Raw genomic sequence first — 24990 nt, forward strand, 5'->3', positions numbered from 1 at the left:
CCACGTCGCTCTCCGGCGCGCCGCTCAGCCGCGCGGCGGCGGCGTCAGGTACGGCGCGGTCGCGCCGGGTTCGCCGTCCTTGATCTCCATCCGCGCGATCGCCTGCAGGTGCACCTCATCCGGGCCGTCGGCGAAGCGCAGCGCGCGGCCCCAGGTCCACAGGTCGGCCAGCGGCGTATCGGGGCTCAGGCCGGCCGCGCCGAATACCTGCATCGCGCGGTCGCACACGTCCGTGTAGACGGTCGGCACGAGCGCCTTGATCATCGAGATTTCCTTGCGCGCCGCCTTCGCGCCGACCTTGTCGATCATCCACGCGGCCTTCAGCACCAAGAGGCGTGCCTGGTCGATCTCGATACGCGAGCGCGCGATCCATTCGCCGACCGTGCCGTGCCGGTTCAGCGGCTTGCCGAACGCGACGCGCGACTGCGCGCGGTCGACCATCAGCTCCAGCGCCAGCTCGGCCGCGCCGATCGAGCGCATGCAGTGGTGGATGCGGCCCGGCCCGAGGCGCGCCTGCGCGAGCGCGAAGCCGCTGCCTTCCTCGCCGAGCAGGTTGCGCGCCGGCACGCGCACGTTGTCGAACGTGATCTCGCAGTGCCCTTCCGGCGCGTGGTGATTGACCACCGTGATGTTGCGCACGACCGTCACGCCCGGCGTGTCGCGCGGCACGAGGATCATGCTCTGCTGCTGGTGCGACTCGGCGTCGGGATCGGTCTTGCCCATCACGATGAAGATCTTGCAGTTCGGATGCGCGGCGTTCGTGATGAACCACTTGCGGCCGTTGATCACGTACTCGTCGCCCACGCGCTCGATGCGTGTCGTGATGTTGGTCGCATCCGACGACGCGACGTCGGGCTCCGTCATCGCGAACGCCGAGCGGATCTCGCCGCGCAGCAGCGGCAGCAGCCACTGTTCGCGCTGCTCGGGCGTCGCGAACATGTGCAGCAGCTCCATGTTGCCGGTGTCCGGCGCGTTGCAGTTGAACACTTCCGACGCCCAGCTCACGCGCCCCATGATCTCGGCGAGCGGCGCGTATTCGAGGTTCGTCAGGCCCATCCCCGGCTCGTCGTCCTTCAGGTGCGGCAGGAACAGGTTCCACAGCCCTTCCGCCTTCGCGCGTTCCTTCAGTTCCTCCATGAACGACACCGGATACTGGCCCGCGTGCACTTCGTCGTTCCACTGGCGGATGCGCGGCACGATGTGCGCATCCATGAATGCGCTCACGCGTTCGCGCAGTGCTTCCACTTTCGGGGTGTAGCCAAAGTCCATGATCGACTCCTCGAGATTTCCGTGTTTCCGTTCGTTCGGTTCAGAAGGCCGAGACGCCGCCGTCGACGGCGACGGCCTGCCCGGTCAGATACGTGTTGTCCTTCGCGCACAGCATCAGCATCGTCGCGACGATTTCGTCGGGCCGGCCGAGCCGCTTCATCGGCGAGCCCTGCGCCAGAAAATCCTGGCGCTCGCCGATCTCGCTGTCGGTGACCATCGGCGTCGTGCTGTAGAACGGGCACACCGCATTCACGCGGATGCCGTGGCGCGCGTATTCGAGCGCGGCCGTCTTCGTGAGCCCGACCACCGCATGTTTCGATGCCGCATACGCGGCCAGCTTCGGCGCGCCGCCGAGCCCGGCCATCGACGCGACGTTCAGGATCACGCCTTCGCGCTGCGCGAGCATCTGGCGGATCTGGTGCTTCATCCCGAAGAACACGCCCTTGGCGTTCACCGCGAAGTTCAGGTCGAGATCGGCTTCGTCGGTGTCGATCAGCGCCTTCATCGGTGGCGCAATGCCCGCGTTGTTGATGCCGACGTCGAGCCGCCCGAAGCGCGCGACGGCTTCCTGCACCAGCGCGGCGACCTCCGTTTCGACGCGCACGTCGCAGCGCTGCGCGATCACGTCGGCGCCGGCCGCGCGCAGCGGCGCGGCCACGCGTTCGAGCGCATCGCCGTTCAGGTCGCCGAGCGCGAGCCGCGCGCCCATCGCGGCGAGTTCGCGCGCGAGCAGCGCGCCGAAGCCGCTCGCGGCGCCGGTGATCATCACGGCCTGGCCGGCGTAGCTGTCGAGTTTCATCGCGCGCTCAGATCGTCAGGCCGCCGTCGACGACGATGCATTCGCCGTTCGTGTAGCTCGCCGCGTCCGACACGAGATACAGCACGGTGCCGGCCATTTCGCGCGGCTCCGCGTGGCGGCGCAGCGGGATCTTCGTCATCCAGGTTTCGTAGATGTCCTTGTCCGCGAACAGCGCGCCCGCGAACTTCGTCTTCGTCAACCCCGGCAGCAGCGCGTTCACGCGGATGCCGAGCGGCCCGCATTCCTTCGCGAACGCCTTCGTCATGTTGACGACGGCCGCCTTCGTGATCGAGTAGATGCCTTGCCGGTCCCCCGGCTGCAGCGCGTTCACCGACGCGGTGTTGACGATCGCGCCGCCGCCGTGCGTCTTCATCAGCTTGCCGGCTTCGACCGACATGAAGAAGTACCCGCGGATGTTCACGTCGACGGTCTTCTCGTACGCGGCGAGATCGGTATCGAGGATGTGCCCGAAATACGGGTTCGCGGCCGCGTTGTTCACGAGGATGTCGAGACGGCCGTGCTTGCCGCGGATGTGCTCGAACGTCGCGGCGATGTCCTCCAGACGCCCGACGTGGCACGCGAGCGCCTCGGCGCGGCCGCCCGCCGCGACGATTGCGTCCGCAACCGCCTGGCAGTCGTCGATCTTGCGGCTCGACACGATCACGTGCGCGCCTTGTTCGGCGAGCAGCTTCGCGATTTCTTCGCCGATGCCGCGGCTCGCGCCCGTCACCAGTGCGATCTTGCCCGTCAGGTCGAACAGGTTCGTTGCCATGTTGCTGTGCTCCTCCATTGATTGGGTTGTCGTGTCGCCGCGCGGCGAGCGTGACGCTTCGCGGCGATATCAGCGATGCGCGTCGATCACGCCGACGGCCAGTTCGGCCAGCCGGCCGGCCATTTCGCCGACGCGCAGCGCCTGCTCGCTCGATGCGTTGCCCTGCAGCGCGCGCGCCTTCACGCCCTGCGCGATCGCCGCGAGCCGGAAGAAACTGAAGGCGAGGTAGAAATGCCAGTCGCGGATCGGCGCGATGCCGCGCAGCTCGCAGTAGCGCGCGACGATCGCCGCTTCGTCCGGAATCCCGAGTGCCGCGCGATCCTGGCCCGCGAGCCCGCGCACCTGGCCGCCCGACGGCAGCCGCAGGCACATGCAGAAATACGCGAGATCGGCGAGCGGGTTGCCGAGCGTCGACAGCTCCCAGTCGAGCACGGCCTGCACGCGATAGCCGTCGCGCGCGAACATCAGGTTGTCGATCCGGAAATCGCCGTGCACCAGCGCCGGCCGGCCCGTGTCCTCGGGGCATGCTTTCGGCAGCCAGTCGATCAGCGTCTCCATCGCATCGAGGCGGCCGGTTTCGGCCGCGCGATACTGCTTCGTCCACACGCCGATCTGGCGTTCGAAGTAGTTGCCCGGGCGGCCGTAGTCGGCGAGGCCCACCGCGTCGACATCGACGTCGTGCAGCGCGGCCATCGTCTGCAGCAGCGCGTCGTAGCAGGTCGCGCGCTCGGCCTTCGGCAGTTCGGGCAGCGCGGGATCCCAGAAGATCCGGCCATCCTCGAAACTCATCACGTAGAACAGGCTGCCGATCACGTCGCGGTCTTCGCACAGGTGATACGGGTGCGCGACCGGCACCGCGGTGCCCGACAGCGCGGTCAGCACGCGGAATTCGCGGTCGACCGCGTGCGCGGATTTCAGCAGTTCGCCCGGCGGCTGGCGGCGCAGCACGTAGCGGCCGCTCTTCGCATTCAGCAGGAAAGTCGGATTCGACTGGCCGCCGGCAAACTTCTCCGTGTCGACCGGGCCTTCGAAGCCCGGCACGTGCGTTTCCAGATAGCGCGTGAGGCGGGCTACGTCGAGTTGCTGGGAAGGGTTCGTCATCGTCGCGATCGTTCGTGGGTCAGCCGTAGGTGCGCAGCGCGTGTCGTTCGGGATCCTCCAGATGCGGGATGCCGTTGAACGACGCGAGGTGGAACGCCTCGGCGTTGAAGAAAAACTGCGAAAGACTGCTGTTGCGGATCTGCAGGTTCAGCGCGATCGCGCTCGACGGCGGCGCCGCGAGCACCTGCTGCACGGTGACCGCGATCGGGCCGCCGGAGCTCACCGCCAGCACGCGCTGGCCGCCGCCGTGGCGGATCGCGGCGCGCGCGTCGGCCACGCGCTGCTGGAAATGGGCCCAGGTTTCGGGAGCCGCATCGCCGAGCTTGTCCTCGGTCCACAGCTGCAGCACCTGCCGGAGCGCGCGGAAATGTTCCTTCATCGAGCCGGCCGCGAGCCGCGCGATTTCCGGGTAGTCGCTGGCGGCGGCCGCGAACAGCCCGTGGAAATCGTATTCGTTCAGGCCCGGATGGCGGTCGACCGCGACGCCTTCGCGGTCCATTCCGCGCAGGATCGCGGCGACCGTCTGCGCATGGCGGTTCATCGTGCCGCAGATCACGCGGTCGAACGTCAGCCCCTGCCGCGCGAAGTATTCGCCGAGCCAGACGCCCTGCTGGTCGCCCGCCGCGGAAAGCCGGTCGTAGTCGTCGGTGCCGAACGACGCCTGCCCGTGCCGTACCAGAAAGAGTTCCGCCATTGCATGCCCGCCTGAGTGAAGGATTCAGCATAGCGAGCGGGCGGCCATTTTTAAAATTTATTTGTTGAATGAACGAGCATTCATGATGTAAATGCCCCTGCCTTCGCAGATGGCGTGGGTTTGCCCGACTTATACTGCCCGATCCGCCCCCTTCACAGGAGTCCCGCCCATGTCGTCTTCCCCACCCAACGACCTGCCCCGCTATCGCTTGCTGACGGGCAAGGACGACGCCACGTTTTGCCACCGCGTGTCGGATGCGCTGGCGCTCGGCTATCGCCTGTACGGCTCGCCCGCCGCCACCTTCAACGGCGATCACGTCGTCGTCGCCCAGGCCCTGCTCTGGCCGGACACCGCCGGCACGGAGGCCGGCGCATAATCCCGGTCGCCCGCCGCGCACCGTCCGATGCGGCAGCGGCGCCCTACGGAACGATCGTCGCCTCGCGGCACGCGAATTGCGACAGCCGACACCGTGTCGAATAAATCCAGGAGGGATGCGATGCTCGGTACGATCCTCATCATCGTTCTGATTCTGCTGCTCATCGGAGCATTTCCTGCATGGCCGCATAGCCGAAGCTGGGGCTACTGGCCATCGGGGACCGTCGGGCTGATCGTCGTCATTGTCGTGATACTGGTGCTGCTCGGTCGCATCTGACGCCCCTGCCACCGGCGGGACGCGTCGCAGCCGGCACGGGTGCGTGCCTTCCCGAGCCTTCGCCGTGGATTCTTTACACGACGAGACCCGCAAAGACATGCATCCGATGCCGTCAACCCTACCCGTTACTGGCCACCCTCCAGGCGTAACTGGAGCTTGCTCTTCACCGACGTCACGCCCGGTACCTGGCGGGCCGCGTCCACCGCGGCCCGGTCCTGCGACTCGTCGGCGATCTGCCCGGCCAGTGTCACGTCGCCCGTCTTCGCCTTCGCGAACACGGTGACCTGCGCATTGCCCACGCCGGGCGCCCTCGCGATGGCCTGCCGAACCTTCTTCGCGAATGCGCGGTCGGCCGCGCGTTCGGCCTTCTTCGCCGCTCGCGGCGACGCGGCCGCCGATGCCGCCTGCTCGGCGGGCGCGGTGGGTGCGGCGGACTGCGCTTGACCGGCCAGCGGCGACAACGCAACGAAACCTGCAACGACGATTGCAAAACGGGACTTCATCGGATTCTCCTCGACAGGAACGAACGGGTACAACGGATACGACGGATGGGCCGGCCGTCAGGCCGTGACACCGGCCACCGCACGGGCACGGGCACGCTCGCAGCCGCGCGGCGCCGCGAGCGCGTCGAGCGCGCGGGCGTCGGCTTTCAGCGCGGGCGACAACCCCAAGCGCAGATGCTCGACGAAGGTGCGGACCTTCGCGTCCAGGAAGCGACGCGACGCATACATCGCGTACACGTCGAGCATCGTCAACCGGTAGTCCGGCAGCACGCGCACGAGCCGCCCGGTGCGCAGGTCGTCGATCGCCGAATAGATCGCGAGCGAACCGATGCCCAGCCCCGCGCGCAGCGCGATCGACATCGCCTCCGGCGCATTCGCGTGGAACGGCGCGGCCGTGACCGCATGCGACACCGCCTGGCCGCCCGCGCCGTGCAGCAGCCATTCGCCGTTCGCTTCCGCCGGCGTATCGAGGCGCAGGCAGGTATGGCGCGCCAGGTCGGCGGGCACGGCCGGCGCGCCGTGGCGGTCGAGGTAGGCCGGCGACGCGACCAGCACGCTGAAGGACGTGCCGCACGAATGCGCGATGCACGCGGAGTCCGGCAGGCTCGCGGCCGTGACGACCGACACGTCGTAGCCCTCCTCGACGAGATTGGGCATCCGCTGCGAATAGGTCATCTCGATGGCGACGTCGGGAAAGCGCGCCCGGTAGGCGACGGCCGACGCGGTGACATGGCTCTGCCCGAGCCCCGGCATCGTATGCACGCGCAGGCGTCCGTACGGGCGGACCAGCGCGTTCCTCGCCTCGGCGTTCGCCTGGTCGACATCGCCGAGGATCGATTGCAGGCGCTCGAAATAGCGGCGTCCGCTGTCGGTCAGCGCGATTTTCCGGGTGGTCCGGTTCAACAGACGAATCTGCGCATACGCTTCCAGGCTCGCGACGGCCCTCGACACCTGGGCGGTCGCGACATCGGTCTGCTTCGCCACGGCGGAGAAGCTGCCGGCCTGCACGACGCGAACGAACGTCCGCATGTTCTCGAGCATGTCCATTTCGACTCATCGTCCAGTGCGGTGCTGCATCCACGCGACGCGCCGGCGGGGCGCGGCGACGCATTCGGTGCCCCGATTGTCGGACCATCCCCGCCGCGGCTTCAGCCCCCCGACCGGGGGGCTGAAGGGTAGGCCGATCATGTGGAATGCTTGGCGTTTGCGTCGACGGCGGCCCGCAGCGATCCCTCCGCAGCCCGCGTCGCCAGCACGATCTTGCCGATATGTCGTCCCGAATCCATCAGCTCGTGCGCCGCACGGGCGTCGCGCAGATCGAACAGCCGATAGACCCGAGGCTTGACCGTGCCTTGCCGGATCAGCGGCCACACGGCCTCCTCGAGCTCGCGAATGATCTGCGCCTTCTCCGCGTAAGTGCGCGAGCGCAGCGTCGAGCCGATGTGCGTGAGCCGCTTCGTCAGCATCGGAAACAGATCGAGCGCCTTCGCGGGGCCATTGATCACGCCGATCTGCACGATGCGCCCGTTCATCGCGGCCGCCGCGAAATTGCGCGCGACGTAGTCGCCCGCGATGATGTCGACGATCACGTCGACGCCCTTGCCGCCCGTGAAGCGCGCGACCGCCTCGACGAAATCCTCGCTGCGATAGTCGATCGCGAGATCCGCGCCGAGCCGCATGCTCGCGTCGCGTTGCGCGTCCGACCCGACGGTCGTGATGATCGTCGACGCGCCGAACGCCTTCGCCAGCATCGTCGCCGTCGTGCCGATGCCCGACGCGCCGCCGTGGATCAGCACGCTTTCGCCGGGCGACAACCGGCCGCGCTGGAACAGGTTCAGCCAGACCGTCATGAAGGTCTCCGGCAGCGCCGCCGCCTCGGCCATCCCGAGGCCGTCGGGAATCGCGAGCGTGTTGCTCTCGTTCGCCACCGCGTATTCCGCGTAGCCGCCACCGGGAATCAGCGCGCAGACGCGATCGCCGACGGCGAACCGCGTGACGTCGCGGCCGACCGCGACGATTTCGCCGGCGATCTCGAGGCCGGGAATGTCGGACGCGCCGGGCGGCGGATCGTACAGCCCCTTGCGCTGGAACACGTCCGGGCCGTTGACGCCGGCCGCATGAATCCGGATCAGCACGTCGTCGGGGCCTGGCACCGGTACGGCGCGGGTCGCCGGCACGAGCACGTCGGGGCCGCCGGGACGCACGATTTCGATCGCGGTCATGTGGGTGGGAAGGGGGTTCGCGTCATCAATCACGATATGATCCTCAACGTTCGTCGATGCGCGGCCGATTCGCGGGCCATCCGCGAATCGCGGCATCGCCATGTGTGTGAAGCCAGTCTATGGGCGATGCCGCTGGCGGGCACGCAGCGAATTACCGGTCGGGGAATGCAAAAATGCATCAGTCGGGACACACGATGAACTGGGACGACGCGCGCGTCTTTCTCGCAATCCATCGCGAGCGCACGCTGCGCCGCGCGGCGCAGACGCTCGGCGTCGATCAGGCGACGGTCGGGCGGCGGCTCGCGACGCTCGAGCACATGCTCGGCGCGACGCTGTTCCTGCGCTCGTCGAAAGGCTATCTGCCCACGCCGGTCGGCGAACTGGCGCTACGCGCCGCCGAGGCGATGGAGCAGCACGCGCACGAGCTGGTGCGGCTGACGCACGGGGTCGACCGGCGGCTTGCCGGCGAGGTGAAGATCACGACGACCGACGCGCTCGCGATCGAGTTCGTGATGCCGTCGATCGCGCGGCTGCACGCGAAACATCCCGACGTCTCCGTCGCGCTGAACACGTCGACCCACATCCTGAATCTCGCGAAGCGCGAAGCCGATATCGCCATCCGCACCGTGCGGCCCGAGAACCCCGATCTGGTCGCACGCCGGCTGGCGTGCTGGGACATGGGCCTGTTCGCGTCGCCCGACTATCTGCGCCGGCACGGCGAGCCCGAGCGCGGCCGCGCGTTCGCGGGCCACGACCTCGTCGTCTACCAGCCGTACATCGACGCCAGCCGCAAGCCGACCCTCGCCGGCGAACCGATCGACGGCGGGCGCATCGTCACGCGCACGAACTCGAACCTGATGATGCGCGCGGCGCTGCGCGCGGGCCTCGGCGTCGGCGAGATTCCCGTCCACATGGGCGAGCGCGACGGGCTCACGCGCATCTGGCCGGACCGCATGCGGCAGTCGCCGTACGAGGTCTGGCTCGTCACGCACCGCGACCTGCGCCACACCGCGCGCATTCGCGCGGCGATCGACGAGATCGTGGCCGCGTTCGCCGCGCACCGCTGACGCGCGCCGGCACCGTATCGGCCGGTCATTCGTCGTCGCGCCGCACCCGCGACGGATCGAGCGCCAGCCCGCTGCGCACCGCCTGGATGCGCGACGTCACGTTGAGCTTCTCGAAGACGTTCTTCAGGTGCCACTTGATCGTCTCCGGCGCGACCCGCAGCGCACGGGCAATTTCCTTGTTCGACAGGCCGCGCGCGACGTAGTCGAGGATCTCGACTTCCCGTGCGCTGAGGTTGCCGGCCCCACCCTGCCGTGTGGCGGGCGTGGCGTTCGATTGCCGCTGCCCGTCGAACGCACGGGCCAGATCGCGCAGATACCATGCGCCGACCGCCGGAAAGCGGTCGGCACGCTTGTGTAAGCGCGCCAGCAGGCGCTCGGCCGCGGCCCCTTCGTCGACGAAGGTTCGGACGAGTCCGTTGCCCTGGCCGTATTCGAGCGCGCGCGCCAACGCCGCGAGCGCCGCGCTTTCGTCGCCCGCCTGGTCGAGCGCGATCGCAAGCAGCACGGCCGCCTGCGCCGCGAACCAGTCGAACCCGCGTGCGGCCAGCACCGCGTGCACGGTCGCCATGCGTTGGGCCGCCTCGCTCGCGCGCGCATCGGCGAGCAGCAGCCTGGCCTGCGCGGATTGCGCCATCTGCCACGTCTCGACGTGGCTCGACGCTTCGTCCGGCGGCACGGGCGACACCAGCGACGCCAGCGCCCGCCCCACGCGATGGGCTTGCGTCGGCTTGCCGGCGGCCAGATGCAGCCGGATACCGGTCGCCATGCACGCGACGCGCAGCCGCAGCCATTGCCGGCTGCACGCGACGCGATCGGCTTCGTCGAGCATGTCGTGCGCGCGCGCATCGTTTCCCGACTGGAATTGCAGCAGCGCGGCCGTCTGCATGAACCGCAGCAACGGCCCGAGCGAGCACGCCTGCATCGCGATGTCGAAGCGGTCGGCCTGCGCGTCGCGCACCTTCGCCCAGTCGTTCCATTCGTAATAGATCGCCGACAGATAGCCGGCCGACAGCGCCGTCGCCGCCGACAGGCGACCCGCCGATTGTTCGGCGGCCCGCAGCGCCGTCTCGAACGTCTTCGACGCGTCGTGCAGCCGGCCCGCGACGAACTCGGCCAGGCCCGACATGTTCTGGCGGTACACGTTCGCGTAAAGCGGCTCGTGCCCCGACGCCGCGTGTTCCGCGCGCGCGCCGAGATCCCGCACGTCGCCGAGGCGGCCCGCGTAGCCGAGCCCGAAGATCAGCGTCGTCTGCCCGATCTGCTCGACCCACGAACCGGCCGGCGGCGCGGCCGCGAGTACGCGCTCGCCGAGCTGCAGCGATTCGATGCTGTGATCCGACAGCCCGGCGATCAGCGAGCGGACGGCCAGCAGTTCGGTCGCCGTGACGGCATCGGTATCGAGTCGCCCGGTCGCGATGTCGGCTTCCAGCGCTTCCAGCGCGCGGCGCGCCTCGACCATCTGCATCGACAGCGCGAGCGCCCACGTATGCGCGATCCGCAACCGCAGGCGGCCCGCCAGCGCCTGCGCGGGCAGGCGCGACACCCAGTCGAGCACCGTGCGCACGTCGCTCGACGCGATGAGCTTCATCGCGCACGCCTCGACCCAGCCGGCGGCCGCGTCGAAGTCGCCCGCCGCGAGCGCGTGCCTGACGGCGTCCGGCCATTGCCGCTCGTCCGCGTACCAGGCGCTCGCGCGACGATGCAGCGTGGCCACCGCGCCGGGCTCGCGCAGCGCCAGTTCCTCCCGCAGGTATTGCAGGAACAGCGCGTGATAGCGGTAGCGCCGCCGGTCACCGTCGATCGACCGGATGAACAGGTTGTGCGCATTCAGCCATTCGAGGCAGCCGAGCGCATCGTCGCGGCCGGTCAGCGCATCGCACAGCGCCGGCGTCATCCGGTCCAGCACCGCCGTATGCAGCAGGAAGTGGCGGATCGCGTCCGGCACCTGCGTCATCACGTTCTCGTTCAGGTACGCGGCGATGCCGGCACGCGCGTGGCTGACCTGCTCGGCCACGCGCGCCGCGTCGCTGTCGTCGTGCAGCGCCAGGGCCGCCAGTTGCAGGCCCGACACCCAGCCTTCGGTCGCCGCGCGCAGACGCGCGACGTTGTCCGCATTGAGCGGCTTGCCGGCCACCCGCTCGAAGAACGCACGCGTCTCCGTGTCGTCGAAACGCAGGTCGTGCTCGTCCACCCGCACGAGTTCGTCGCGCGATTCGAAATAGCTGAGCGGCAACGCGGGTACCGAGCGGCACGCCAGCACGACGTGCAGGTTCGACGGCGCGTAGCGCAGCAGGTCGAACATCGCGTCGTGGATGACCGGCGACGCGAGGCGATCGAAGTCGTCGAGCATCAGGAACAGGTCGACGCCCGCGCTGTCCAGTTCGTTGAGCAGTTCGTCGAAGACGGTCTTCAGCGGAATCAGCGCGCGATCGCGCAACAACTGCTGCGCGCGGGCGCCGACGCCGCCGGTTGCGTCGACGATCGCGGCGACCACGTAGGACGCGAAGATCGACGCGTTGTCGTCGTCCTGGTCGAGACTCACCCACGCGACCTTCACGCCCGACGCCACCAGCGCATGGCGCCATTCCGCCAGCAGCGTGGTCTTGCCATATCCGGCCGGCGCGCACACGAGCGTCAGCCGGCGGTCGAGGCCGCGCTTGAGCCGGCCGAGCCGCGCGATGCGCGCCACGATGCCGCGGGCCGACGCCGGCGCCAGCTTGGTGCGCACCAGCACTTCGATCGCATCGGGGTCCGGCGGGCGAGCCGGTTGTCTGCTGTCCATCGGCGCCATGCTGTTCGTGTTCTCCTCGCGCTGATCGCGTGTCCGCCGGCCCGCCGGCGAAGCCGCCGGCCGGGCCCGGTCTCGCCGTGCGCCGAAAACAGCATAACGATTCGACGCCGGCCGTCAAAAGTAGGTGATGTCCGTACCGGCGTGGGCACGCGCAGCGCGTATCGGTCCGCGACACGGGACCCGCATTGTTCTCGAACCGGCGCGCGATGTTCAGCCCCCCATTCGGGGGGTTACCCCGGGCGGGGAGCCGCGTGGCCCTGGCCGCCGGCGTCTGGGCTGCCGGGCACTCGTCAGTCGGGCTGGTAGCGCTCGCGCAACGCGCGCTTGTTGATCTTCCCGACGCTCGTCTTCTCGATCGCGTCGACGATCAGCAGCCGCTCCGGCACCGCATAGCGCGAGATCAGCCCGCGGTCGGCCACTTGCTTCACATGCGCTTTCAATTCCTCCGGCTCGACGCGACCGACCTGCTCGTCGGTCAGCACGACCAGCGCGAGCGGACGCTCGCCCCAGCGCGCATCCTTCACGCCGATCACCGCCGATTCGCGCACGGCCGGATGACGCGACAGGATGCTCTCCAGTTCGAGCGACGAGACCCATTCCCCGCCCGTCTTGATCACGTCCTTGATGCGGTCGGTGATCTGCAGCCGGCCGTCGGGATCGATCACGCCGATGTCGTTCGTATGCAGATAGCCGCCGGCCCACAGCGCGGCCGACGCCGGCGCATCGCCCAGATAGCCTTGCGTCGCCCACGGCGTCCGCACGACGACCTCGCCCGCCGAGCGGCCGTCGTGCGGCACGTCGCGAAACTGCGCATCGACGATGCGCAGGTCGACGAGCGGCAACGGCAGCCCCGCCTTGGTCCGGCGCGCGATGTCGTCGTCGGCCGATGCGCCGCCGGCCGCGCGCGGCGGGTCGATCTGCGCGATGGTCATCAGCGGGCAGGTTTCCGACATCCCGTACCCGGTGTAGACCTCGATCCCGCGCGCGAGCGCCGCCCGCGCCAGCCCGTCGGACAGCGGCGAGCCGCCGACGATCACCTTCCACGCCGACAGGTCGGCCGCCGCCGACGCCGGGCTGTCGAGAATCATCGCGAGCAGCGTCGGCACGCAATGCGAGAACGTCACCGCTTCGCGCGCGATCAGCGCGACCAATCCGTCCGGCGAATAACGGCCCGGATAGACCTGCTTGAGCCCGAGCGCGGTCGCGATGTACGGCATTCCCCAGGCGTGCACATGGAACATCGGCGTGATCGGCATGTAGACGTCGTCGCGATGCACGCGGCCGCGATCGCGCGCGCTCGACAACGCCGCCATGCCCGCGAGCGTGTGCAGCACGAGCTGCCGATGGGTGAACGCCACCGCCTTCGGCAGGCCGGTGGTGCCGGTCGTGTAGAACGTCGTCGCGCGGGTCTGCTCGTCGAAATCGGGGAACGCGAAATCGGGCGAACCGGCCGCGACGAGCGCCTCGTATTCGTCGGTGAAACCGTCCGGCAACCCGGTTTCGTCGCCGTCGGCGATCAGCACGACGTGCCGCACGGTGTCGAGCCGGTCGCGCATGCCCGCCCACAACGGCAGGAAGTCGCGGTGAACCAGCACGATGCATGCGCCCGAATGGTTGAGCGTATACAGCAACTGGTCGGGCGACAGCCGGACATTGGCGGTCATCAGCACCGCGCCCATCATCGGGATCGCGTGGTAGCACTCCAGGTAGCGATGGCTGTCCCAGTCCAGCACGGCGACGACGTCGCCCGCGCCGACACCGATCGACGACAGTCCGCTCGCGAGTTGCCCGATGCGATGCCGGAACGCCCAGTAATCATGCCGAACCCGGTCGCCGTACACGATTTCCTGCTCGGGCCGCGTCGCCAGCGGCGCATGAAGTAACTGCTTGATCAGCAGCGGATACGCATGGCCGGACGGCGCCGGTTCGTCTTGCGGGTACGGGTATGACGAATGCATGAAGGTCTCCATGGGCGACCGGTCGGGTCGTCGAGCGTGCGGCCACGATACCGGACCGGCCGGCTTTCGCGTCCCCCCTGTCCGGGGGGAGCGAGCCCCCGTCGAAACCGGCGACGAGCCGTCCGGACGCGTATCACGGCGATGGATACGGGATACCCACCCGTTCGGGGAGGCGTTCGCCGCGGAACGGCGTTGTAGGATTCATCGCAGCACGTATCGTCCCTGCGAGATACCCGTCCGCACGACCGGGACATGACCGGAACGCCAGGTCGCCGCCGCGGAATCGCCGCGACGACTCACGCAGGCGCCCACCGGCCACGCCCGCCCCATCCGAACCCATCCCCCGAGCAAGGAGCAGCCATGACTTCCGACACGACGCAGACGGACCGCACGCCCGCCGCCGACCCGGCGGAGAACAACGCGTATTTCCCGTCGCCGTATTCGCTGTCGCAGTACACGTCGTCGAAGACCGACTTCGACGGCGCCGATTACCCGAATCCGTACACCGGCGGCAAGTGGAAAGTCCTGATGATCGCGACCGACGAGCGCTACATCCTGATGACGAACGGCAAGATGTTCTCGACCGGCAACCATCCGGTGGAGATGCTGCTGCCGATGCACCACATGGACAAGGCCGGCTTCGAGATCGACATCGCGACGCTGTCGGGTAACCCGGCCAAACTCGAACTCTGGGCGATGCCGCAGGATGACGAGGCCGTGCAGAGTACTTACCGGAAATACCTGCCGAAGCTGAAGACGCCGCTCAAGCTGTCCGACGTGCTCGACCAGCATTCCGGCGCCGATTCGCCGTATATCGCGGTGTTCATTCCCGGCGGCCACGGCGTGCTCGCCGGCATTCCGCACAGCAAGGACGTCAAGCGCACGCTGCGCTGGGCGCTCGACCACGACCGGCACATCATCACGCTGTGTCACGGGCCCGCATGCCTGCTGTCGGCCGCCGTCGACGAAGATCCTCAGGACTACCCGTTCAAGGACTACGAGATCTGCGTGTTTCCGGATGCGCTCGACACGGGGCCGAACCTCGACATCGGCTACATGCCGGGCCCGCTGCCGTGGCTCGTTGCGCAAAGCCTCGAAAAGCTCGGCGCGCGCGTGCTGAACAAGGACATGACCGGCCGCTGCCATCAGGACCGCAAACTGATCACGGGCGACAGCCCGCTCGCGTCGAACGGCGTCGGCAAGCTCGCGGCCGCAGCGCTGCTGAAGGCGGTCGGGCACTGACGGTACGCGCCGCCCTGGCGCGGCGTCTCGCCGGGGCATGGCCGCCCGTCTCCATTCGACCGCCAGAGCCGTACGGTAGTATGGCGATTCGATGGAACCCCGCTGAATCCGAACGAGTGGCCATGCCCGAATTTCCTTCATCTCCCGGCGCCGGCCAAGGCGCGCAGGCGCTCGTCCTCATCGCCGAGGACGAACCCGAGATCGCCGAGATCCTGATCGCGTATTTCGCGCGCAACGGCCTGCGCACCGTGCACGCCGCCGACGGCCGCCGCGCGCTCGAACTCCACCTGTCGCTGAAGCCCGACCTCGTGCTGCTCGACGTGCAGATGCCGCACGTCGACGGCTGGAAGGTGCTTGCCGAGATCCGCCATCGCGGCGACACGCCGGTCATCATGCTGACCGCACTCGACCAGGACATCGACAAGCTGACCGGGCTGCGCATCGGCGCCGACGACTACGTGGTCAAGCCGTTCAACCCGGCCGAAGTCGTCGCGCGCGCCCAGGCCGTGCTGCGCCGTTCGATGGCCGGCGCGCGCCAGGAAGAGCAGCGCGTGCTGCGCGCCGCGCCGTTCGAGATCGATCTCGAGCACCACGAAGCGACGGTCGAAGTCGACGGCGTGCGCCACACGCTCGTGCTGACGCTCACCGAATTCAAGCTGCTCGCGCAGCTCGCGCGCGCGCCGCGCCGCGTGTTCAGCCGCGCCGAGCTGATGGCGACCTGCCTGCCAGAAGGCGACGCGCTGGAACGCACGGTCGACAGCCACGTCAGCAAGCTGCGCAAGAAACTCGACGATCTCGGCGTCGCGGGCGTACCGGCCAGTGTGCGCGGCGTCGGCTACAAACTGTGGAGCGGCGAGTGAGACTCGATGGCCTGAGTCGCCAGATCGCGCTGACGATGGGCGCGATCGCCTTCGGCATCACGGTGCTGATCGTCGTGACGGCCTATGCGTTCTACTACCTGCTGTACCAGTACTCGCCGGAGTCGTTCAAGCCGGAAAGCTGGCTCCCGAGCGGACCGGAGTGGGTGTGGATCACCTCGACCACACTGGTCGGCCTGTTGATCGCGGTCATCGTTGCAATCAACCTGTCGCGCCGCATCCTCGTGCCGCTGAATTCGGTGACGGACAGCATCCGCCGCGTTGCCCGCGGCGATCTCGGCGCACGCGCGGTCGCCGGCGATCGTTCGTTGAAGGAAGCGGCGCTGCTCGCCGACAACTTCAACGCGCTCGCGAGCGAACTGCAGCGCGTGACCGATGAGCAAACCTTCTGGAACGCGGCGATCGCGCACGAGCTGCGCACGCCCGTGACCGTGCTGCGCGGGCGCTTGCAGGGGCTCGCCGAAGGTGTGTTCACGCCGAGCGATGCGCTGTACCGCAGCCTGCTCGTGCAGGTCGAAGGGCTGACGCGGCTGATCGAGGATCTGCGCGTGGTCAGCCTCGCCGACAGCGGCCATCTGAGCATCGAGATCCGCGACACCGACCTTGCCGCCGAAGTGCGCGCCGTAGTCGACGCGTTCGCGCACGCGCTGCAGGCCGCCGGCCAGCAACCGGTGCTCGATCTCGACCCGCGGCGCATGCGCTGCGACCCGGTGCGCATCCGCCAGGCGTTGCTCGCGTTGCTGGAAAACGCACGCCGCCACGCAGTGCCGGGCGCGATCCGGATCCAGACCCGCATCGAAGACGGCATGTGCCGGCTGCGCGTCGAGGACGACGGCCCCGGTATCCCGGCCGAGTTCGCGCCGCACGTGTTCCAGGCTTTCCGGCGCGTCGACGAGTCGCAACCCGGCGGCACGGGCCTCGGGCTCGCCGTCGTCGCGGCGATCGCGCATGCCCATCGCGGCGAAGCGCTGTGCGTGCCGACCGGCGCGGGCGGCACGCGGTTCGAGGTGCAGTGGCCGGACGATCTCGTGCCGGCGCCCGAAAGCGAGCGGTTCGCGGCGTAACCTGGCGCCGTTACGTCGCGACACCCTCACGCGCGCGGTTCGCGCCCGACCTGGTCGAGCGGCGGGCTGAACCAGGTGCCCCGCGGCGATAAAGGTCCCATCGCCGCCCCACCACCACATTTTGTGCATCGCACGACCGAACCTGAGCAAAAAGTATCGGTTCGCGAATTCTTTTGATGTGGTGATCGCATCGCCCCCGTCACACCATTGTCCCTGCCGTCATCGGCGGCATTCGAACAAGCAGAATCAAGGAGACACGGGTGAACAAGATGCGAATCGTCGCAGCCGGCCTGCTGCTCGGCGCCTGTCTGCCGGGCGTCGCGGCCGCGCAAACCTGCAAGGTGCCGACCCTTCGGGTGCTCGCGCAGAAGAGCCTCGGCCTGTCGGTGATGGAGAAATCGCTGGCCGACTACGAGAAGAAGAACGGCACCAAGGTCGAGATCAGCTATTTCGGCGAAAACGACCGCCGCGCGAAATCGCGGCTCGACGCGTCGACCGGCGCGGGTTCGTACCAGATCTACTACGTCGACGAGGCGAACGTCGCCGAATTCGCGTCGGCCAACTGGATCGTGCCGCTCCTGAAGTACTACCCGAAGGACTACGACTACGACGACTTCCTGCCCGGCCGCCGCGCGGTCGCGAGCTACAACGGCGTCGCGTACTTCGCGCCGCTGATCGGCGGCGGCGACTTCCTGTTCTACCGCCGCGACCTGCTCGACGCCGCGCACATCCCGGTGCCGAAGACGCTCGACCAGCTCGTCGCCGCGATCAGGAAGCTGAACGCGCCGCCGAAGCTGTACGGCTGGGTCGCGCGCGGCCAGCGCGGCTCGGGAATGAACGTGTGGCGCTGGTCGCCGTTCATGCTCGGGATGGGCGGCGCGTGGACCGACAAGGGCGGCCAGCCCGCGTTCAATTCGCCGGCCGCGGTGAAGGCCACGCAGCTCTACAGCGACCTGTTCAAGTACGCGCCCCCCGGCTCGGCGACCTACGACTGGAGCAACGCGCTCGAAGCGTTCCGCTCGGGCAAGGTCGCGTTCATGATCGAATCGACGCCGTTCGCGGACTGGATGGAAGATGCGAGCAAGTCGAGCGTGGCCGGCAAGGTCGGCTATACGCGGCCGCCCGCGCCGCTGCCGTCGGCCGCGTACGGGCACGGCTTCGCGATCTCGGCGGTCGGCGCAAAGGACGACTGCACGCGGATGGCCGCCGGCCGCTTCATCGCGTGGGCGACCAGCAAGGACCAGGAGCAGGCGCGGCTGCGCAACGGCGTGTTCAGCGACTACAACCGCTCCAGCACGATCGCCAGCCCGTACTTCAAGCAGCACGTCGCGCCGCAGATCCAGGCCGGGCTGAACGACACCAACCCCGTCACGCAGGTGACGATCTGGCGGACGCCGCTGTGGCCGGATATCGGCGACAACCTCGGCATCGCGCTCGAACAGGTGTTCACCGGCACGCAGACGGACATCCGCGGCACGCTCGACGACGCGGACCAGTATGCGAAGGACGCGCTCGAACATGGCGCTCGCAAATGACGGCACGGGCGGACGCACGCTCGGCGTCCGCCCGGCCCCTTCCGCCACGTCGGCCCGGCGCGGCCGCGCGCGCCGCGACCGCACGAGCCTGCCGTGGGTGTTCCTCGCGCCGACGCTCGCGCTGCTCGCGGTCCTGAGCCTCGTCCCGACGATCGCCGCGATCAATCTCGCGCTGCGCAACCGCGTGCTGCGCTACCCGGACAGCCAATACGTCGGCCTGCGCAACTTCGTCCGGCTCGCGTCGGACCGGCGCTTCCTGAACGCGATCGAGGTGTCGGTGCTGTGGGAAGTCGTCACGGTCGCCGGCGCGGTGCTGGTCGGGATCGCGCTCGCGGTGTTCCTGTTCGAGCGCGTGCACGGCCGCTGGCGCCGCTTCGCGTCGCTGGTGCTGATCATGCCGGTGCTGCTGCCGCGCGTGTCGGCCGCGTTCATCTGGAAGTTCATGTACGCGCCACTCACCGGCATCCTGAGCTGGCTGCTCGGCACGCTCGGCGTCGAGCACACCGCGTTTCTCGCCGATCCGCATCTCGCGCTGTACGCGGTCGCGCTCGTCGACGTGTGGCAGTGGGGGCTGTTCTTCGCGGTCGTGATCCTGAAGCTGCTGGAGACGCTGCCGCCGGAGCCGCTCGAGGCCGCGCGGCTCGACTACGCGACGACCTGGCAGGTGCATGCGTACATCGCGCTGCCGATGCTGAAGGCGCCGCTCGTCAGCCTCGTGTTCATCAAGATGGTCGAATCGCTGCGCTCGTTCGACCTGATCTACGTGATGACCAAGGGCGGCCCCGGCATCGCGACCGAAACGCTCGATCTCTACGCGTACCAGCAGGGCATCGGCCTCGCCGGCAAGGTGTCGTATGCGTCGGGCATGGCCGTGCTGATGATGGTCGCGACCACGCTGGTCTTCACGCTCATCTGGAAGAGGGTCAACAAATGGGACGACTGATGGCCCGCCGCGGCCCCGCCGCCGTTTCCACCGTCGCGATCGCCGGCGCGATCCTGCTCGTCGCCGCGTTCCCGCTGTTCTGGGCCGTGCTCAATTCGCTCAAGCACCTGCTCGACATCGTCACGCCGACGCCGCGCTTCTTCTTCACGCCGACGCTCGCGAACTACGAACAGGTGCTGTCGAGCCCCGAAGTGCTGATCGGGCTCGGCAACAGCATCGCGATCGTCGGCGCGGCGGTGCTGATCGGCGCCGTGCTCGGCGTGCCGGCCGCGTATGCGATCGCGCGCTACCCGGTGCGCGGCAAGCGCGACATCCAGTTCTTCCTGCTGTCGCTGCGGTTCCTGCCGCCCGTCGCGGTCGCATTGCCGCTGATCGCGATCTGGGTCGATCTCGGGCTGTACGACACCAAGCTGTCGATGATCGTCACGTACCTGCTCGTCACGCTGTCGACCATCACGTGGCTGTCGATCCCCGTGTTTCGCCGGCTGCCGCGCGAGATCGAGGAAGCCGCCGCGCTCGACGGCTACGGCCCGTACGCGGTGTTCTGGCACATCGCGCTGCCGGTGTGCGCGAGCACGCTGCTCGGCGGCATCGTGTTCAGCTTCGTGCTGGTGTGGAACGAACTGATGATCGCGCTCGCCCTCACGTCGTCGCGCAGCGCGACGCTGCCGGTGGTCGCGTCCGCGTTCACGTCGCTCGGCCAGGAAGTGCCGTGGGGCGTGATCAACGCGTCGACGGTGCTGCTCGCGCTGCCGCCGCTCGTCTTCGTCGGCATGCTGAGCCGCCTGCTCAATTCGATGGTCAAGGGAAAATAAGGAGAACACGTTGAAAGCGCTCGTACTCGAACGCACGCGCGAGCTCGCGCTGCGCGACATCGACCTGCCGCAAGCAGTCGGCCCCGGCGACGTCCGGATCAAGGTCCATACGGTCGGCGTCTGCGGCAGCGACGTGCATTACTACGTTCACGGCGGGATCGGCCCGTTCCGCGTCGACGCGCCGATGGTGCTCGGCCATGAAGCGTCCGGCACGGTCGTCGAGACCGGCGCCGGCGTCACGCACCTGCGCGTCGGCGACCGCGTGTGCATGGAGCCCGGCGTGCCGCGCCTCGATTCGCCCGCGACGCTGCGCGGGCTCTACAACCTCGATCCCGACGTGCGCTTCTGGGCGACGCCGCCGATCCACGGCTGCCTGACGCCGTTCGTCGTGCATCCGGCCGCGTTCACGTACCGGCTGCCCGACAACGTGTCGTTCGCCGAAGGCGCGATCGTCGAGCCGCTGTCGATCGGCCTGCAGGCCGCGAAGAAGGCGGCGATGAAGCCCGGCGACCTCGCGGTCGTGATCGGCGCCGGCACGATCGGCGCGATGACGGCGCTCGCCGCGCTCGCCGGCGGCGCCGCGCGCGTGATCCTCGCCGACGTCGTGCCGGACAAGCTCGCGCTGTTCGCCGGCAACCCGGCCGTCACGACCGTCGACGTGCGTACGCGGCCGCTGGCCGACGCGGTGGCCGAAGCGTCCGGCGGCTGGGGCGCGGACGTCGTGTTCGAGGCGAGCGGCAGCGCGAATGCGTATGCGGGCCTCGTCGACCTGATGTGCCCGGGCGGCTGCGCGGTGCTGATCGGGATGCCGGTCGCGCCGGTGCCGCTCGACGTGGTCGCGCTGCAGGCGAAGGAGGGCCGCATCGAATCGGTGTTCCGCTACGCGAACATCTTCCCGCGCGCGCTCGCGCTGATCGCGTCCGGCGCGATCGACGTGAAGCCGTTCATCTCGCGCACGTTCCCGTTTTCCGAAGGCGTGCGCGCGTTCGAGGAAGCGGCGAGCGGACACCCGCGCGACGTCAAGATTCAGATCGAAATGGATTGAGCCATGGCCCAGATCACCTGCAAGGCTTTGTCGAAGCACTACGACGGCGGCCCCGCCGTGCTGCATCCGCTCGACCTCGAGATCGCCGACGGCGAATTCATCGTGCTGCTCGGCCCGTCCGGCTGCGGCAAGTCGACGATGCTGCGGATGATCGCGGGCCTCGAGGCGATCACCGGCGGCGAGCTCGTGATCGGCGATGCGGTCGTCAACGACCTGCCGTCGCGCGAGCGCAATGTGGCGATGGTGTTCCAGAACTACGCGCTATACCCGCACATGACGGTGTACGACAACATCGCGTTCGGCCTGCGGCGGCTGAAGGTGCCCGCCGACGAGATCGACCGCCGCGTGCGCGACGTCGCGCGCATCCTGAGCCTCGACGCGCTGCTCGACCGCCGTCCGCGCGCGATGTCGGGCGGCCAGCAGCAGCGCGCGGCGATCGCGCGCGCGATGATCAAGACGCCCGCCGTGTTCCTGTTCGACGAGCCGCTGTCGAACCTCGACGCGAAGCTGCGCACGCAGTTGCGCGGCGACATCAAACGGCTGCACCGGCAACTGAAGACAACCACGCTGTACGTCACGCACGATCAGCTCGAGGCGATGACGCTCGCCGACCGCGTCGTGCTGATGCGCGGCGGCCACATCGAGCAGATCGGCACGCCGGCCGAGCTGTACGGCCAGCCGCACACGGTATTCGCGGCCGGGTTCGTCGGCACGCCGGCAATGAACTTCGCGGACGGCACGATCGCGCGCGTCGGCACGAACGTGCTGCTCGACTGCAACGGCGCGCGCTGGCCGCTCGCGTCCTCGCGCTTCGCACGGCTGCAGGACGGCCAGCAGGTGAAGGCGGCGATCCGCCCGAATCACCTGCAACTCGTCGCCGAAGGCGATCCGACCCCGGGCACGCTCACGCTGACCGGCACGGTCGAACTCGTCGAGCTGCTCGGCGCCGAGGCGCTCGTCACGCTGGACTGGCGCGGCCAGCCGTGCGCGGCCCTCGTGCCGGCCCCGATGGCCCCGGCGCCGGGCGCCGTGGTAGCGTTCCGCTTCGACGAAGAAGCCCTGCATCTGTTCGACGCCGGCACCGAGCGCAACGTCACGCTGCCGGACGCGAACCCGATCGCGCACGCGGCGCCGCCGGCGGCCGCGACGCGCACCACGCCGCCTGCCGCGACGGGCTGGTCGATGTCCCGTTCGTAGCACGCCGGCACGCCCCGACGGAGTACACGATGAACCCGGATCTCGAGATCGTTCCCACCCACCGCGACGAATCGTTTCGCGCGTGGGTCCACGACTATCCGCATTCGGTCGCGAAGTGGCACTTCCATCCCGAGTACGAGATTCATCTGATCCAGGCGTCGCACGGCAAGGTGTTCGTCGGCGACCACATCGGCGATTTCGGCCCCGGCAACCTGATCGTCACCGGGCCGAACCTGCCGCACAACTGGGTCAGCGAGCTGGCCGACGGCGAACGCGTGCCGTCGCGCGACGTCGTGCTGCAGTTCTCGCGCGATGCGATCGAGAAGATGGTCGGCGCGTTCAGCGAGCTGCAGCCGGTGATCGTCCTGATCGACGACGCGGCGCGCGGCGTGCAGTTTCCCGACCGCGTGGGCGTCGAGGTCGCGCCGCTGATGCTCGAACTCGCGAATGCGCACGGCTGCCGCCGCGTCGAGATCCTGATGTCGCTGTTCGACCGGCTGTCGTCGTGCCGCGAGCGGCGCGTGCTCGCCGGCCCCGGCTACCGCAGCGACGCGCAGCACTACATGTCGTCGACCATCAACCAGGTGCTGTCGTACCTGCAGCAGAACCTGCCCGGCATGCTGCGCGAAGCCGACGTCGCCGCGTTCGCCGGCATGAGCGTCAGCACCTTCACGCGGTTTTTCCGGCGTCATACCGGCTCGTCGTTCGTGCGCTACCTGAACCGGCTGCGCATCAACGAAGCGTGCGAGCTGCTGATGTTTTCCGACCTGACGGTGACCGACATCTGCTACCGGGTTGGCTTCAACAACCTGTCGAACTTCAACCGTCAGTTTCTCGCGATGAAGCAGGTGCCGCCGTCGAAGTTCCGCGCGCTGCACCGGCTCAACGAACCGCACGGTCGCGACGACGCGCCGCCCCCGCGACGCGCGCCGCCCCGCGCCCCAGACAGGACGCTTCATACGTGACATATCTCGGCATCGACCTCGGCACGTCCGAGGTCAAGGTTCTGCTCACCGATTCCCGATCGGTGCCCCTCGCGACCGGCTCGGCCGCGCTGTCGATCAGCCGGCCGCATCCGCACTGGTCCGAACAAAGCCCGCAGGCGTGGTGGCACGCGATGCTCGACGCGATCGCGTCGGTGCGCGCCGCGCATCCGGCCGGCTTCGCCGCGCTGCGCGGCATCGCGCTGTCCGGCCAGATGCACGGCGCGACGCTGATCGACCGCGCGGACCAGGTGCTGCGCCCCGCGATCCTGTGGAACGACACGCGCGCCGGCACCGAATGCGTCGAGCTGGAAGCGCTGGTGCCGGAATCGCGCGCGATCACCGGCAACATGGCGATGCCCGGCTTCACCGCGCCGAAGCTGCTGTGGCTCGCGAAATACGAGCCCGCCGTGTTTCGCGCGGTGCACAAGGTGCTGCTGCCGAAGGACTACCTGATCTGGCGCCTGTCCGGCGAATTCGTGTCCGACATGTCCGACGCGGCGGGCACGCTGTGGCTCGACTGCGCGCGCCGCGACTGGTCGGACCGGATGCTCGCCGCAACCGAGCTGTCGCGCGCGCAGATGCCGCGCCTCGTCGAAGGCAACGCGCCCGCCGCGCAGTTGCGCGATGCGTTGCGGCGCGAATGGGGCATCGACGAGCCCGTGACGATCGCCGGCGGCGCCGGCGACAACGCGGCGTCCGCGATCGGCATGGGGGTCACGGGTGCCGGCAGCGGCTTCCTGTCGCTCGGCACGTCGGGCGTGCTGTTCGCCGGCAACGACCGCTTCGCGCCGAACCCGGACGCCGCCGTGCACGCGTTCTGCCACTGCGTCGAAGGACGCTGGCACCAGATGAGCGTGATCCTGTCGGCGGCCGCGAGCCTCGACTGGCTCGCGCGTGCGCACGGCACGACCGCCGGCGCGCTCGCTGCGCGCGCCGAACGCGCCGATCCGGCCCGCGCGCCGCTGTTCCTGCCGTATCTCGGCGGCGAGCGCACGCCGCACAACGACGCGCATGCGCGCGGCGTGTTCTTCGGACTGTCGAACGAACACGATGCGGACGATCTCGCGTATGCGGTGATGGAAGGCGTCGCGTTCGCGATGGCCGACGGCTACGACGCGCTGCGCGCGGCCGGCACGACGCTCGACGCGGTGTCCTTCATCGGCGGCGGCTCGAAGAGCGCGTTCTGGGCGCGGCTGTGCGCGAATGCGACCGGGCTCGCCATGCAGCGCCATGCGGACGGCGCGGTCGGCGCGGCACTCGGCGCCGCGCGGCTCGCGCGGCTGGCGGCGACGAACGACACGCTGGAGGAGGTCTGCGTCGCGCCGCCCGTCACGGAGACGGTCGCGCCCGATGCCGCGTCGGTCGATCTGCTGGCGGGGCGGCTCGCGCGCTACCGGCGGTTGTATCGCGCGCTGCGGGACGAGTTCGCGGCGGCCGACTGAACGCCCGCGATCGCG

The 24990-nt window shown here is 69.0% G+C and carries 23 protein-coding genes; 13 read left to right on the forward strand and 10 right to left on the reverse strand.

Features of this window, described 5'->3' with window-relative positions:
- Positions 1-24 precede the first annotated feature (24 nt).
- The 5 genes from H0X95_RS07930 to H0X95_RS07950 form a co-directional block, all read right to left on the reverse strand.
- Positions 25-1269: an acyl-CoA dehydrogenase family protein gene (locus tag H0X95_RS07930; protein ID WP_059720942.1), complete on the reverse strand. Its 1245-nt coding sequence runs from the start codon at positions 1267-1269 to the stop codon at positions 25-27.
- A gap of 40 nt (positions 1270-1309) precedes the next feature.
- On the reverse strand, positions 1310-2068 hold the full coding sequence (locus H0X95_RS07935; RefSeq protein WP_059720943.1) for an SDR family NAD(P)-dependent oxidoreductase: 759 nt from the start codon (positions 2066-2068) through the stop codon (positions 1310-1312).
- Between the two features lie 7 nt (positions 2069-2075).
- Positions 2076-2840, reverse strand: coding sequence for an SDR family oxidoreductase (locus H0X95_RS07940; protein WP_034178669.1), 765 nt, complete (start codon positions 2838-2840; stop codon positions 2076-2078).
- A 69-nt stretch (positions 2841-2909) separates the two neighbouring features.
- Positions 2910-3941: a phosphotransferase gene (locus H0X95_RS07945; protein WP_006483113.1), complete on the reverse strand. Its 1032-nt coding sequence runs from the start codon at positions 3939-3941 to the stop codon at positions 2910-2912.
- Between the two features lie 19 nt (positions 3942-3960).
- Positions 3961-4635, reverse strand: a complete 675-nt coding sequence (locus tag H0X95_RS07950; RefSeq protein WP_006483087.1) for a histidine phosphatase family protein — start codon at positions 4633-4635, stop codon at positions 3961-3963.
- A 169-nt stretch (positions 4636-4804) separates the two neighbouring features.
- Between H0X95_RS07950 and H0X95_RS07955 the strand changes: the two genes are divergently transcribed.
- Both H0X95_RS07955 and H0X95_RS07960 read left to right on the forward strand, forming a co-directional pair.
- Entirely contained in the window at positions 4805-5011 is a 207-nt protein-coding gene (locus H0X95_RS07955; protein ID WP_023474879.1) for a DUF1737 domain-containing protein, read from the forward strand.
- A gap of 120 nt (positions 5012-5131) precedes the next feature.
- The gene (locus H0X95_RS07960) at positions 5132-5287 is read left to right on the forward strand and encodes a DUF3309 family protein (protein WP_006483086.1); all 156 of its coding nucleotides are present in this window, start codon (positions 5132-5134) and stop codon (positions 5285-5287) included.
- A 125-nt stretch (positions 5288-5412) separates the two neighbouring features.
- Here the strand turns inward: H0X95_RS07960 and H0X95_RS07965 are convergent, their stop codons facing one another.
- The 3 genes from H0X95_RS07965 to H0X95_RS07975 all read right to left on the reverse strand — a co-directional run bounded on the left by H0X95_RS07965 (position 5413) and on the right by H0X95_RS07975 (position 8114).
- The gene (locus tag H0X95_RS07965; protein ID WP_059720944.1) at positions 5413-5790 is read right to left on the reverse strand and encodes a BON domain-containing protein; all 378 of its coding nucleotides are present in this window, start codon (positions 5788-5790) and stop codon (positions 5413-5415) included.
- Positions 5791-5847: 57 nt separating this feature from the next.
- Positions 5848-6837: a LysR family transcriptional regulator gene (locus H0X95_RS07970; RefSeq protein WP_059720945.1), complete on the reverse strand. Its 990-nt coding sequence runs from the start codon at positions 6835-6837 to the stop codon at positions 5848-5850.
- 137 nt (positions 6838-6974) lie between these two features.
- Complete coding sequence (locus tag H0X95_RS07975) at positions 6975-8114, reverse strand: NAD(P)H-quinone oxidoreductase (RefSeq protein ID WP_171983953.1); 1140 nt, start codon at positions 8112-8114, stop codon at positions 6975-6977.
- Between the two features lie 92 nt (positions 8115-8206).
- On the opposite strand from H0X95_RS07975, the gene H0X95_RS07980 reads away from it, so the two are divergent.
- Positions 8207-9079 carry a LysR family transcriptional regulator gene (locus H0X95_RS07980; protein WP_012493015.1) on the forward strand — a complete coding sequence of 291 codons (873 nt, stop codon included), beginning with the start codon at positions 8207-8209 and terminating at the stop codon, positions 9077-9079.
- Between the two features lie 25 nt (positions 9080-9104).
- Here the strand turns inward: H0X95_RS07980 and H0X95_RS07985 are convergent, their stop codons facing one another.
- Both H0X95_RS07985 and H0X95_RS07990 read right to left on the reverse strand, forming a co-directional pair.
- Complete coding sequence (locus tag H0X95_RS07985; RefSeq protein ID WP_059720946.1) at positions 9105-11870, reverse strand: LuxR C-terminal-related transcriptional regulator; 2766 nt, start codon at positions 11868-11870, stop codon at positions 9105-9107.
- A gap of 290 nt (positions 11871-12160) precedes the next feature.
- A complete protein-coding gene (locus tag H0X95_RS07990; RefSeq protein ID WP_023474886.1) occupies positions 12161-13828 on the reverse strand; it encodes a fatty acid--CoA ligase in 1668 nt (555 codons plus the stop codon).
- A gap of 360 nt (positions 13829-14188) precedes the next feature.
- Here H0X95_RS07990 and hchA point away from each other — a divergent pair, with 360 nt between their 5' ends.
- The 10 genes from hchA to xylB all read left to right on the forward strand — a co-directional run bounded on the left by hchA (position 14189) and on the right by xylB (position 24975).
- Positions 14189-15070: a glyoxalase III HchA gene (gene hchA, locus H0X95_RS07995; protein WP_059720947.1), complete on the forward strand. Its 882-nt coding sequence runs from the start codon at positions 14189-14191 to the stop codon at positions 15068-15070.
- Between the two features lie 122 nt (positions 15071-15192).
- Positions 15193-15930: a response regulator gene (locus H0X95_RS08000; protein ID WP_006482275.1), complete on the forward strand. Its 738-nt coding sequence runs from the start codon at positions 15193-15195 to the stop codon at positions 15928-15930.
- The gene (locus H0X95_RS08005; protein WP_006494550.1) at positions 15927-17012 is read left to right on the forward strand and encodes an ATP-binding protein; all 1086 of its coding nucleotides are present in this window, start codon (positions 15927-15929) and stop codon (positions 17010-17012) included. Before H0X95_RS08000 ends, H0X95_RS08005 begins: the two co-directional genes overlap by 4 nt.
- 269 nt (positions 17013-17281) lie before the next feature.
- Positions 17282-18547: an ABC transporter substrate-binding protein gene (locus tag H0X95_RS08010; RefSeq protein WP_230878172.1), complete on the forward strand. Its 1266-nt coding sequence runs from the start codon at positions 17282-17284 to the stop codon at positions 18545-18547.
- Entirely contained in the window at positions 18531-19490 is a 960-nt protein-coding gene (locus tag H0X95_RS08015; protein ID WP_230878167.1) for a carbohydrate ABC transporter permease, read from the forward strand. The genes H0X95_RS08010 and H0X95_RS08015 overlap by 17 nt, the downstream gene beginning before the upstream one ends.
- On the forward strand, positions 19478-20305 hold the full coding sequence (locus H0X95_RS08020; RefSeq protein ID WP_006482351.1) for a carbohydrate ABC transporter permease: 828 nt from the start codon (positions 19478-19480) through the stop codon (positions 20303-20305). The genes H0X95_RS08015 and H0X95_RS08020 overlap by 13 nt, the downstream gene beginning before the upstream one ends.
- Before the next feature lie 10 nt (positions 20306-20315).
- Positions 20316-21350 (forward strand): NAD(P)-dependent alcohol dehydrogenase, encoded by a 1035-nt coding sequence (locus H0X95_RS08025; RefSeq protein ID WP_006480069.1) that lies wholly within the window; start codon positions 20316-20318, stop codon positions 21348-21350.
- Between the two features lie 3 nt (positions 21351-21353).
- Positions 21354-22547 carry an ABC transporter ATP-binding protein gene (locus tag H0X95_RS08030; protein ID WP_006482347.1) on the forward strand — a complete coding sequence of 398 codons (1194 nt, stop codon included), beginning with the start codon at positions 21354-21356 and terminating at the stop codon, positions 22545-22547.
- Between the two features lie 29 nt (positions 22548-22576).
- The gene (locus tag H0X95_RS08035; protein WP_059720949.1) at positions 22577-23512 is read left to right on the forward strand and encodes an AraC family transcriptional regulator; all 936 of its coding nucleotides are present in this window, start codon (positions 22577-22579) and stop codon (positions 23510-23512) included.
- Positions 23509-24975 (forward strand): xylulokinase, encoded by a 1467-nt coding sequence (gene xylB, locus H0X95_RS08040; RefSeq protein ID WP_059720950.1) that lies wholly within the window; start codon positions 23509-23511, stop codon positions 24973-24975. Before H0X95_RS08035 ends, xylB begins: the two co-directional genes overlap by 4 nt.
- Positions 24976-24990 lie beyond the last annotated feature (15 nt).

Origin of the sequence: Burkholderia sp. 9779_493, from assembly GCF_015712215.1 — a bacterium.
GTDB lineage: Bacteria > Pseudomonadota > Gammaproteobacteria > Burkholderiales > Burkholderiaceae > Burkholderia > Burkholderia cenocepacia.

Bases quoted from the DNA above. Each gene is read 5' to 3' on its own strand.
- H0X95_RS07935 (WP_059720943.1), bottom strand. From the start codon at position 2,068: ATGAAACTCGACAGCTACGCCGGCCAGGCCGTGATGATCACCGGCGCC.
- H0X95_RS07975 (WP_171983953.1), bottom strand. From the start codon at position 8,114: ATGGCGATGCCGCGATTCGCGGATGGCCCGCGAATCGGCCGCGCATCG.
- H0X95_RS07980 (WP_012493015.1), top strand. From the start codon at position 8,207: ATGAACTGGGACGACGCGCGCGTCTTTCTCGCAATCCATCGCGAGCGC.
- hchA (WP_059720947.1), top strand. From the start codon at position 14,189: ATGACTTCCGACACGACGCAGACGGACCGCACGCCCGCCGCCGACCCG.
- H0X95_RS07970 (WP_059720945.1), bottom strand. From the start codon at position 6,837: ATGGACATGCTCGAGAACATGCGGACGTTCGTTCGCGTCGTGCAGGCC.
- H0X95_RS07960 (WP_006483086.1), top strand. From the start codon at position 5,132: ATGCTCGGTACGATCCTCATCATCGTTCTGATTCTGCTGCTCATCGGA.
- H0X95_RS07945 (WP_006483113.1), bottom strand. From the start codon at position 3,941: ATGACGAACCCTTCCCAGCAACTCGACGTAGCCCGCCTCACGCGCTAT.
- H0X95_RS07950 (WP_006483087.1), bottom strand. From the start codon at position 4,635: ATGGCGGAACTCTTTCTGGTACGGCACGGGCAGGCGTCGTTCGGCACC.
- H0X95_RS07985 (WP_059720946.1), bottom strand. From the start codon at position 11,870: ATGGCGCCGATGGACAGCAGACAACCGGCTCGCCCGCCGGACCCCGAT.
- H0X95_RS08015 (WP_230878167.1), top strand. From the start codon at position 18,531: ATGGCGCTCGCAAATGACGGCACGGGCGGACGCACGCTCGGCGTCCGC.
- H0X95_RS07940 (WP_034178669.1), bottom strand. From the start codon at position 2,840: ATGGCAACGAACCTGTTCGACCTGACGGGCAAGATCGCACTGGTGACG.
- H0X95_RS08035 (WP_059720949.1), top strand. From the start codon at position 22,577: ATGAACCCGGATCTCGAGATCGTTCCCACCCACCGCGACGAATCGTTT.
- H0X95_RS07930 (WP_059720942.1), bottom strand. From the start codon at position 1,269: ATGGACTTTGGCTACACCCCGAAAGTGGAAGCACTGCGCGAACGCGTG.
- H0X95_RS07955 (WP_023474879.1), top strand. From the start codon at position 4,805: ATGTCGTCTTCCCCACCCAACGACCTGCCCCGCTATCGCTTGCTGACG.
- H0X95_RS08000 (WP_006482275.1), top strand. From the start codon at position 15,193: ATGCCCGAATTTCCTTCATCTCCCGGCGCCGGCCAAGGCGCGCAGGCG.
- H0X95_RS08030 (WP_006482347.1), top strand. From the start codon at position 21,354: ATGGCCCAGATCACCTGCAAGGCTTTGTCGAAGCACTACGACGGCGGC.
- H0X95_RS08010 (WP_230878172.1), top strand. From the start codon at position 17,282: ATGCGAATCGTCGCAGCCGGCCTGCTGCTCGGCGCCTGTCTGCCGGGC.
- H0X95_RS08020 (WP_006482351.1), top strand. From the start codon at position 19,478: ATGGGACGACTGATGGCCCGCCGCGGCCCCGCCGCCGTTTCCACCGTC.
- H0X95_RS07965 (WP_059720944.1), bottom strand. From the start codon at position 5,790: ATGAAGTCCCGTTTTGCAATCGTCGTTGCAGGTTTCGTTGCGTTGTCG.
- H0X95_RS07990 (WP_023474886.1), bottom strand. From the start codon at position 13,828: ATGCATTCGTCATACCCGTACCCGCAAGACGAACCGGCGCCGTCCGGC.